The organism is Nonomuraea indica (assembly GCF_002850745.1).
GTDB lineage: Bacteria > Actinomycetota > Actinomycetes > Streptosporangiales > Streptosporangiaceae > Nonomuraea > Nonomuraea indica.
The window spans coordinates 26,967-36,106 of the sequence record NZ_KZ559479.1 but is presented as its reverse complement, the minus strand read 5'-3'; the positions used below and the strand labels follow the sequence as shown (position 1 = coordinate 36,106).

6 protein-coding genes and 1 pseudogene are annotated in these 9,140 nt (G+C 74.3%); 3 read left to right on the top strand and 4 right to left on the bottom strand.

The window, feature by feature from the left end:
• Nucleotides 1-511: pseudogene (locus CXR44_RS39730) on the bottom strand (hypothetical protein); the annotation flags it as partial.
• 152 nt (nucleotides 512-663) lie between these two features.
• Here CXR44_RS39730 and CXR44_RS29195 point away from each other — a divergent pair.
• Together CXR44_RS29195 and CXR44_RS29190 are read left to right on the top strand one after the other, a co-directional pair.
• Nucleotides 664-1,320, top strand: a complete 657-nt coding sequence (locus tag CXR44_RS29195; protein WP_180903758.1) for a response regulator transcription factor — start codon at nucleotides 664-666, stop codon at nucleotides 1,318-1,320.
• A complete protein-coding gene (locus CXR44_RS29190; protein ID WP_101789354.1) occupies nucleotides 1,317-2,486 on the top strand; it encodes a sensor histidine kinase in 1,170 nt (389 codons plus the stop codon). Before CXR44_RS29195 ends, CXR44_RS29190 begins: the two co-directional genes overlap by 4 nt.
• A gap of 21 nt (nucleotides 2,487-2,507) precedes the next feature.
• Here the strand turns inward: CXR44_RS29190 and CXR44_RS29185 are convergent, their stop codons facing one another.
• The 3 genes from CXR44_RS29185 to CXR44_RS29175 form a co-directional block, all read right to left on the bottom strand.
• Nucleotides 2,508-3,245 carry an MBL fold metallo-hydrolase gene (locus CXR44_RS29185; RefSeq protein ID WP_101789497.1) on the bottom strand — a complete coding sequence of 246 codons (738 nt, stop codon included), beginning with the start codon at nucleotides 3,243-3,245 and terminating at the stop codon, nucleotides 2,508-2,510.
• Between the two features lie 103 nt (nucleotides 3,246-3,348).
• The gene (locus CXR44_RS29180) at nucleotides 3,349-6,480 is read right to left on the bottom strand and encodes an NACHT domain-containing protein (RefSeq protein ID WP_101789353.1); all 3,132 of its coding nucleotides are present in this window, start codon (nucleotides 6,478-6,480) and stop codon (nucleotides 3,349-3,351) included.
• A gap of 34 nt (nucleotides 6,481-6,514) precedes the next feature.
• Nucleotides 6,515-8,371, bottom strand: coding sequence for a propionyl-CoA synthetase (locus CXR44_RS29175; RefSeq protein ID WP_101789352.1), 1,857 nt, complete (start codon nucleotides 8,369-8,371; stop codon nucleotides 6,515-6,517).
• A gap of 107 nt (nucleotides 8,372-8,478) precedes the next feature.
• Between CXR44_RS29175 and CXR44_RS29170 the strand changes: the two genes are divergently transcribed.
• Nucleotides 8,479-9,114 (top strand): nucleotidyltransferase domain-containing protein, encoded by a 636-nt coding sequence (locus CXR44_RS29170; protein WP_101789351.1) that lies wholly within the window; start codon nucleotides 8,479-8,481, stop codon nucleotides 9,112-9,114.
• Nucleotides 9,115-9,140: the final 26 nt, after the last annotated feature.

Below are 9,140 nucleotides of genomic sequence, written 5' to 3'. Positions count from 1 at the left end.
CGCCCGGCGCGGGGTGGCGGGCGGACACCGTCTCCCGCCACATCAGCGCCAGCAGCGCGCCCACGATCAGGGCGATGAACTGCGTGTCGGACAGGATCGCGTGTTCCAGCCGGATGAAGGCCGGGTCGAACAGCACGGGCAGGGTCGCCAGCGTCGCCGCCCAGCCCGGCAGCGACCGGCGGCGCAGCAGCACGTAGATCATGACGCCGATGCCGAGGCCGATCGCGTGCTGCACCCCGGCGATCAGCTCCACGCTGTGGAAGGGCCGCATCAGCCACAGGAACCACGAGTAGCCCGCCGGGTGGAAGGCGCCGTTGGGGCGCAGGTGAAGCGCCGTGTCCAGGTAGGTGAAGGAGTCGTACCAGTAGAGCCGGGCGGTGTCGTACCCGAGCATGACGAGCACGCGCAGCGCGGCGGCGAGGGTCACGACCACCGCGAACAGGCGGTGCCCCGGCGTCGCCGCCCGTGCGGCGGGCAGGGGTGGGCGTGCCGCCACCGGGCTGGATGTCATGGCTCGCTCCCCCGTGGCCGGGCCGGGCGATCCCGGCCAGAGGGAAGGCAGTTCAGCGATCAGCCGCTAACGTGAGCGTCACCGATTCTGGTTATGCCGAGGTTATGCCGGTTGATCCACACTGGCGTCATTTACGATCTTTGGGGGCACGGGTGCGGGTGCTGGTGGCCGAGGACGAGCGGATGCTCGCCGACTCGATCGCCGAGGGGCTGCGCGGCGAGGCGCTGGCCGTCGACGTCGCCTACGACGGCGACGCCGCGCTGGAACGGCTCGGAACGCACGACTACGACGTGCTGATCCTGGACCGGGACCTGCCGCTGGTGCACGGCGACGACGTGTGCGCGCGGGTGGTCGGCGAGGGCCGGCTGGTGCGGGTGCTCATGCTGACCGCCGCCGGCGACGTGCGCTCGCGGGTGGCGGGGCTGTCGCTGGGGGCCGACGACTACCTGCCCAAGCCGTTCGCGTTCGAGGAGCTGGTCGCGCGGGTGCACGCGCTGGGGCGCCGGTCCCGGCCGGCGGACCCGCCGATGCTGGAGCGGGCCGGGGTGCGGCTGGACTGGGCGCACCGGCAGGTGTTCCGGGACGGCAGGTACGTGCCGCTGGCGCGCAAGGAGTTCGGCGTGCTGGCCGAGCTGCTGCGCGCCCGTGGGGCGGTGGTGTCGGCCGAGGACCTGCTGGAGAAGGTGTGGGACGAGCACATCGACCCGTTCACCAACACGGTCCGCACCACGATGACGAAGCTGCGCAAGAAGCTGGGCGAGCCGCAGGTCATCGAGACCGTCCCCGGATCGGGGTACCGCATCCCATGAGCATCCGCCTGCGCTTCGCCCTGGCCTGCGCCGGGGTCATCTTCGTCCTGTCCGCGCTGGTGGTGGCGGTGCTCTACCTGGTGGTGCGGCAGAGCCTGGCCTACCGCACCGGGCTCGTCACCCCCGACTACATCGACGTGCCGAATGCCGGGCGGCTCTACTGGCGGCTCTACAGGTTCGAGGACAGCTACGAGATCGCCCGCGACCGGGTGCTGCACGTCCTGTCCGTCTACCAGCGCGACGTCCTGGCGAACGTGCGCCTCATCGGCGCGCTGACGGTCACGGCCGTCACCGCGGCGGCGTTCGGGCTGGGCTGGCGGGTGGCCGGATGGGTGCTGCGCCCGCTGACCTCCGTCACGATGACCGCACGGCGGGTCGCCCAGTCCCACGACCTCACCGAGCGCATCGGCCACCAGGGACCGGCCGACGAGTTGAAGGAGCTGGCCGACCTCGTCGACACCATCCTCGGCCGGCTCGCCCGCTCCTTCGACGGGCAGCGCAGGTTCGTCGCCAACGCCTCGCACGAGCTGCGCACCCCGTTGACGATCAACCGGACGCTGGTGGACGTGGCCGTGCGCCGGCCCGACGCGACCGACGACGTCAAACGGCTCGGGGAGTCGCTGCTGCTGGTCAACGCCCGGCACGAGCGGCTCATCGACGGGCTGCTGGCGCTCACCGAGGGCGAGCAGGCGGTGCTGGACCGGCGGCCGTTCGACCTGAGCGACGTGGCCGAGCACGTGCTGGACCAGGCCGCCGGCGAGGCCGCGGAGCGGGAGGTGACGATCCACCGGCTGCTGGACGCCGCGCCCACGACCGGCGAGGCGGTGCTGGTGGAGCGGCTGGTGCAGAACCTCGTGGAGAACGCCGTCCGGCACAACCACCCCAAGGGCGAGGTGTGGGTGACGACCAGGCACCGGGGCGAGCGGGTCGAGCTGGTCGTGGCCAACACGGGGCTGCAGGTGCCGCCGTACGAGATCGAGACCATCTTCCAGCCGTTCCGGCGGCTGCACGGCGACCGGCTGCGCTCCGACCGGGGCAGCGGTCTCGGCCTGTCGATCGTGCGGGTCATCACCGAGGCGCACCACGGCGCCGTCACCGCCCGGCCGCGCGAGGAGGGCGGGCTGACGATCACGGTCGAGCTGCCGGCCTCCGACTCCCCCGGCTGACACCCGGCCGGCGACCCACCCTCACAGGCACACGGTGACGCCCCCTGAGGCGACGGCCAGGTCGCCGGAGTAGGACCTCGCCGCCGCGGCCAGCGCACGCTCGGGCGGGGTCCCCGGCCACAGGTGCGTGAGCAGCAGGCGGGCGGCTCCCGCCGTCGCCGCGGTCCGTCCCGCCTGGAGGGCGGTGGAGAGGTAGGGCGCGTCCTCGCCGGGGACCTGTTCCGGATGGGTAGCCTCGGCCAGCAGCAGGTCGGCGTCCCTGGCGAGGTCCACCAGCGTGTCGGCCGGGCCGCTGTCACCGGTGTAGGCGATCACCTTGCCGCCGCCGCTCAGCCGCAGCCCGGCGTTCGGCACGTGGTGCGGCAGCGCCCAGGTCTCCAGCCGGAACGGCCCGACCTCCACCACGCGGGACGGCACCAGGTCGTGCAGCACGACAGCGCGGGCCGACATGCGTTCGTCCAGCCGGAGAACGGCGTCGAGCGCTCCGTCCGGCGCGTACACCGGCAGCGCGGGCGGGCGCGCGTGCCCCAGACTCCGGGCGCGCAGGAGAGGGTTCAGGTCGGCGCAGTGGTCGGGGTGGCCGTGGGTCACCAGCACCGCGTCGATCTTCTCTGCCGGGGTGAGCTGGAGCAACCGGGGCAACGTGGCGTACCCCGGATCGATCAGGACCGTGAACCCGTCCCGTTCGACCAGGTAACCGCTGCACGCCTGACCGGCCCCCGGCCACGCCCCGCATCCTCCGAGCACGGTGAGCCTCACCGCGATCCCCCACACCCGTCCAAGGTCAGCATGCCGGAAAGGTATCGGCAGAGTGGACTGGTGGCACACGTCCACTCCGAAGCCGTTCCGGGAGACCACTCTTCTAGGAGGGGTGCGCGTCGCGCAGGACCTCCTCGGGGACGCCCGCGCCGGTGAGCAGGGTGAGGCTGTCGGTCCGTTCGAACAGCATCGACTCCAGCAGCGGCCGCAGCACGTCACGCCCGACGTCGGCCCGCAGCAGCTCGGCGACGATCCGGGCGCGGTCCTCGAACGGCAGGTCGGGCCCCTCCAGGGCGAGCGCCCGGAGCAGCAGGTCCAGCTTGCGCCGCCCCCGTGAGGCGGGCAGCGCGGTGAGGGCGGCGATGGCGTCCAGGTAGCGGGCGACGCGCTCGCGGACCGGCAGCGAGCCGCTCATGAGCAGTTCCTCGACCAGGCGGGTGAGGGTGACGACCCGGCCCGACGTGCGGGTCACGACGACGACGCCGTCACGGTCGGGCAGCGAGTCGGTCAGCAGGTCGAGGTCGCGGTTGAGCAGGTACGGCCGCTCGTCCGGAGCCCGGGTGGCAAACCAGACGACCTGCTCGGCGGAGCCGGGGGCCGATTCGCGGGGGCCTGGGACACGACCACCCGCCCCGGGCGCCGGGCCCGCGGAGTCCGAAGGGCCGGTGAACCACCAGCCGGCGGCGTCGAAGTCCCACGGCTCGGCGGCGCCGCCCAGCAGCACGTCGCCCGGCACCCGGCAGGCCGGCAGGCCGCGGATCAGGCCGGTCCACCCCTCACGGCCGAGCTGGCTCTTCCACAGGTGCGCGTGCGAGCTCCACCGCTCGAAGCCGGGGGTGTCGCGCAGCAGCGCCGAGACGCCGACCGGTCCCTCCGACACGCCGCGGACCAGCAGCACGAGGTTGGCGGAGTAGGCGGCGAGCCGCCGGGTCAGCGGGTGCCGTACCGGGGCGAAGCCGGTGAAGGAGCGCCGCCGCCGCTCGTGCAGGGCGCCGCGCAGCAGCCCGGCCAGCAGGTTCGCGGCACGCACCCGCACCTCCTGGGGCAGCCGGCGCAGCAGCTCCATGGAGAACCCCACGATGGGGCCCCGCTCGGCCAGGCAGGAGAACGACGTGACGGCGTACAGCAGGTCGTCGTCGGCATCCTGAGGGGAGACCGCGATCAGCTCGTCCTCGGCCAGGTCCTGCCGCCGCACCAGGTCGCGCACCGCGTACACGGCGAGCCAGGCGACCAGGAACTCGCCGAACGTGGCGTGCAGGAAGGCGTGGCCGCGCGCCTCGCCCCGGTGCACGAACAGGAAGCCGCCCGTCGCGCGCCCGGCCCACTCCTCCCCCGCCTCCGCCCCGCACAGCGCCGTCACGTCGCGTCGCAGGTCGTCGCCGGTGACGGCGGGCCGGCCGCGGACGAACATCGACAGCGCCACGGCCCCGAGCCGGACCAGCTCCCGTTCCACCAGCCTGCTCCGCCTGGCCTCCGACAGCGCCCGCACGGCGGGGTCCCTGGCGAGCTCCCTGGCGGCGAAGTCCTTGATCAGCGACTCGTACAGCTGCGCCCGGCCCAGCCCGGAGCCGTCGTCGGCGAGCGTGTTGCCCGCCGCGTCGTACAGGGCGAGCAGCAGCAGGAGCAGCGGCTGCCGGGCGAGCTCGCCCTGGGCCAGGGCGACGGCGGCGGGCAGCGGCCGGCGGCCGTGGCGGGCGAGCGGGGCGCGGTTGGTCCGGGCCCAGACGTCCAGCCAGGCGCCCACCTGGTCGTCGTCGAACGGCCGGAGCTGGACCGCCAGGACGCCGTGCGGGAACCGCACCCGGTCGGCCACCACGGTCCGGCAGGTCACGAGGACGGCGACGGGCCGGCCCAGCCCCGCCTGGCGGCGCTGGAAGGCGCGCACCTGCTCCACGTAGTCGTAGCGGTCGGACTCGGCCGCCTGGACCAGCTCGTCCAGGCCGTCGAGCAGCACGACGGGCAGCGCGCCCTCGGCGGCCTCGACCACCTCGGCGAACGTCGTCTCCGCTCCGAGCAGGGCGGTGAGCGCCTGCTCGATCTGTCCCGTGACGGACGACCCGGCGGCGACGTCGCCCAGCTCCACCCGGATGGGCAGGAACTCGGAGCTGGCCAGCCGTGCCGCGAGCACCTCGGTCAGCTTCGACTTGCCGGCGCCGGGTTCGCCGAGCACGACCAGCGGCGCGCGGGTGGCGTGCGGCGAGGTGAGGTGGCCGACCAGGAACGCCTCGGCGTCGGGCAGCCCCGCCTGCTCCTCCCACCAGCTCTTCACGGCGGGGGTGGCCTCGCGGGTCATCTCGGCCACCCGCATCCGCGGGTTGATGTAGCCCTCGCCGAGCAGCGGCAGCGTCACGTCGTCGGGCACCGCGCCGGCCGCGATGAGCGGCTGGTCGAGTGCGCTGGCGGCCAGCCTGAGCCGGTGGACGGCGGGATGGTCGCCGACGCGGGGCGGCGCCAGCTCGGCCAGCAGCCGCGCCACCCGTGACAGCCCGATGCCGGCCGCCCGGGTGTCGGCCCTGGCATGGCCCTTGCCCGCCTTCCTGCCCTCGTCGGCGGCCTGGCCGAGGCTCCACACCGCCAGCTCGGGGCCCGCGGCGGCCAGCAGCCGGTAGTCCTCGTCGTAGATCCGCAGCGCCCTGGCCGGCGGTCCGTCGGCGAGCAGCAGCGGCAGGCGCACCTGGTCGTCGGGCGACAGCCCGTCCCACACGGGGGTGCCGCGCACGTACCGGGCCAGGGCGTGCGCCATCTCGCGGTGGGCGGCGCCGACGGCCTCGCGGGTCGCCGCGTACGGGCGGTGCGGGGCGGGCGCGGGCAGCCGCCGCGCCAGCAGCGCCTCGGCGAGCCGGGCGAATCCGTCGGCGGCCGGCCCACCGAGGGCCAGCGCCGCCTGCTCGCCCCGGTCCAGGCCGAGCCGGCTCAGCGTGAACGGCAGCTTCGCCTCGTCCAGGGCCTCGAACCAGGCCGACACGACGATGACGGCGTGCGCCGCCGCCAGCCGCTGGGTGCGGGTGTGCCGGTTGACGTCGGCCTTCCAGCCGGGGGCGCGGCGCAGGACGTGCTCGCCGTATCTGACGGCGTCCTCCTTGAGGTCGGCGAGGGTGAGCGCCATCCGCGCGCCGCCGGCGAGCGCCCAGCCGGTACGTGTGGCGTTGGCGGCGAACTCGGCGGCCTTCACGAGCCGGTTCTCGTTGCAGCCGAGGATCTTCAGGGCGTCGGCGTAGCTCAGCGTCTCCGTCATCAGGGCCTCCGGACCGGTCGCGGGGGGGCGGGCGTCAGAGCACGCGGGCGATCTCCTCCAGCGCCGCCGGGTCCTCGATCGTGGACGGGGTCCGGTAGGCGCGCCCGGCCGCGATGTCGCGCATCGTGGCGCGCAGGATCTTGCCGGACCGGGTCTTGGGCAGCCGGGCGACCACCACGGCCCGGCGGAAGGCGGCGACCGGGCCGATGCGTTCGCGCACCAGCGCCGCCACCTCCCGCTCCACCTCGGCCGGGTCGCGCCCGGCGCCCGCCTTGAGCACCACGAACCCGACGGGCAGCTCCCCCTTCAGGTCGTCGGCGACGCCGATGACGGCGCACTCGGCCACGTCGGGGTGGGCGGCGATGACCTCCTCCATCTGCCCGGTCGACAGGCGGTGCCCGGCGACGTTGATGACGTCGTCGATGCGGCCCATGACGTAGAGGTAGCCGTCGTCGTCGAGGTGGCCGCCGTCGCCGGTCAGGTAGTGGCCGGGGTAGCGCGACAGGTAGGCCTCGGTGAACCGGGCGTGGTCGCGGTGGAGGGTGGTGAGCGTGCCGGGCGGCAGCGGCAGTCTGATGGTGACGGCCCCCTCCGCGCCGGGCGGGCAGTCGGCGCCGTCGGAGTCGAGGACGTGCACGTCGTAGCCGGGCACGGGCTTGGTGGGCGAGCCGGGTTTGATGGGCAGCGCGCCGAGGCCGACGCAGTTGGCGGCGACGGGCCAACCGGTCTCGGTCTGCCACCAGTGGTCGATGACGGGCACGCCGAGCAGCTCGGTGGCCCATCGGTACGTCTCGGGGTCGAGCCGCTCCCCCGCCAGGAACAGGTATCGCAAACTGGACAGGTCCCACTTTTTGGCGAAATCTCCGGCGGGGTCTTCCTTCTTGATGGCCCTGATGGCGGTCGGCGCGGCGAACAGCGTCCGCACCCCGTGCATGGCCACCACCCGCCAGAACGACCCGGGATCGGGAGTGCCGACCGGTTTGCCCTCGTACAGCACGGTCGTGCAGCCGGCCAGCAGCGGGCCGTACACGATGTAGGAGTGGCCCACCACCCAGCCGACGTCGGAGGCGGCCCAGAAGACCTCGCCGGGCGCGGCGCCGTACACGTGGGACATGCTCCACTGGAGGGCGACGGCGTGGCCGCCGTTGTCGCGGACGACGCCCTTGGGGGCGCCGGTGGTGCCGGAGGTGTAGAGGATGTAGAGCGGGTCGGTGGCCGCCACGGCGACGCAGCCGGCGGGGGCGGCGGCGCTCACGGCCGCTTCCCAGTCGAGGTCGCGCCCCTCGACCAGCGGCGCCGGGTGCTGGGGGCGTTGCAGGATCACGCAGTGGGCCGGCCGGTGCCGCGCCCGCTCCAGGGCGGCGTCGAGCAGCGGCTTGTACTCCACCAGCCGGGACGGCTCGATGCCGCACGAGGCCGACAGCACCACCACGGGCTCGGCGTGGTCGATCCGCACGGCCAGCTCGGCCGCCGCGAACCCGCCGAAGACCACCGAGTGCACGGCGCCGATCCGGGCGCAGGCCAGCATCGCGACCACCGCCTCGGGCACCATCGGCATGTAGATGACCACCGTGTCGCCCGCCCGTACGCCGAGGTCGCGCAGCATCCCGGCGGTGCGGGCGGTCTGGTCGAGCAGCTCGGCGTAGGTGAAGCTGCGGACGGTGCCGGTGACGGGGCTGTCGTACACGAGGGCCGTGCGCTCGCCGTGCCCGGCGGCGACGTGCCGGTCGAGGGCGTTGTGGCAGGTGTTGAGCCGCCCGTCGGGGAACCATCGTCCCTCGCGCAGGACCGTCTCGGGGGCCACCTCCCAGTCGACGGCCCGGGCCGCCTCCGCCCAGAACTCCTCGGGTCGTTCGATGCTGCGCCGGTGGACGTCGTCGTAACCGCTCACCCTCTCGATCAGATCAGCGCCCCGACCTCCGCGCAACCCCCTCCCCGGCGCGCCGCCCGATCATCGTGCCGGGTACGGTGTGCGGACCCGGCGCGAGGAGGCTTCGGATGGACGACGTGATCCTGTCGGTGGTGGTGGGGTCGCGGGCGTACGGGCTGGACGTGGACGGCTCCGACACCGACCGGCGTGGCGTGTACGTGGCTCCGACGGAGGACTTCTGGCGGCTGGACAAGCCTCCGACGCACCGCGACGGGCCGTTGCCCGAGCAGTTCTCGTGGGAGGTGGAGCGGTTCTGCCGGCTGGCCCTCGACGCGAACCCGACCGTGCTGGAGTGCCTGTGGTCGCCGATCGTGGAGGTGGTCACGCCGTTCGGGGCGCGGCTGCTCGGGCTGCGGGGCGCCTTCCTGTCGCGGCGGGCGCAGGAGACGTTCACGGGGTACGCCGACGCCCAGTTCCGCCGGCTGGACCCGGAGGCGCCCAGGTGGAAGCAGGCCATGCACATGATCCGGCTGCTGCTGAGCGGGCTGCACCTGGTCCGCACGGGCGAGCCGATGGTGCGGGTGGACGGCCACCGGGACCGCCTGCTCGCGGTGCGGCGCGGGGAGCTGCCGTGGGCGGAGGTGGCGGCCTGGCAGGCGGCGCTGCGGGCCGAGGTGGCCGCGTCCGGCAGCGTCCTGCCGGACGCGCCCGACCGCGCCCGGGTCGAGGACTTCCTCGTGGACGTGCGCCGGGCACACCTGTGACGGGGCCGCGGCGCCCTCCGTCCGGG

Coding starts and splice junctions, on each gene's coding strand:
- CXR44_RS29190 (WP_101789354.1), top strand. CDS start 1,317: ATGAGCATCCGCCTGCGCTTCGCCCTGGCCTGCGCCGGGGTCATCTTC.
- CXR44_RS29180 (WP_101789353.1), bottom strand. CDS start 6,480: ATGACGGAGACGCTGAGCTACGCCGACGCCCTGAAGATCCTCGGCTGC.
- CXR44_RS29170 (WP_101789351.1), top strand. CDS start 8,479: ATGGACGACGTGATCCTGTCGGTGGTGGTGGGGTCGCGGGCGTACGGG.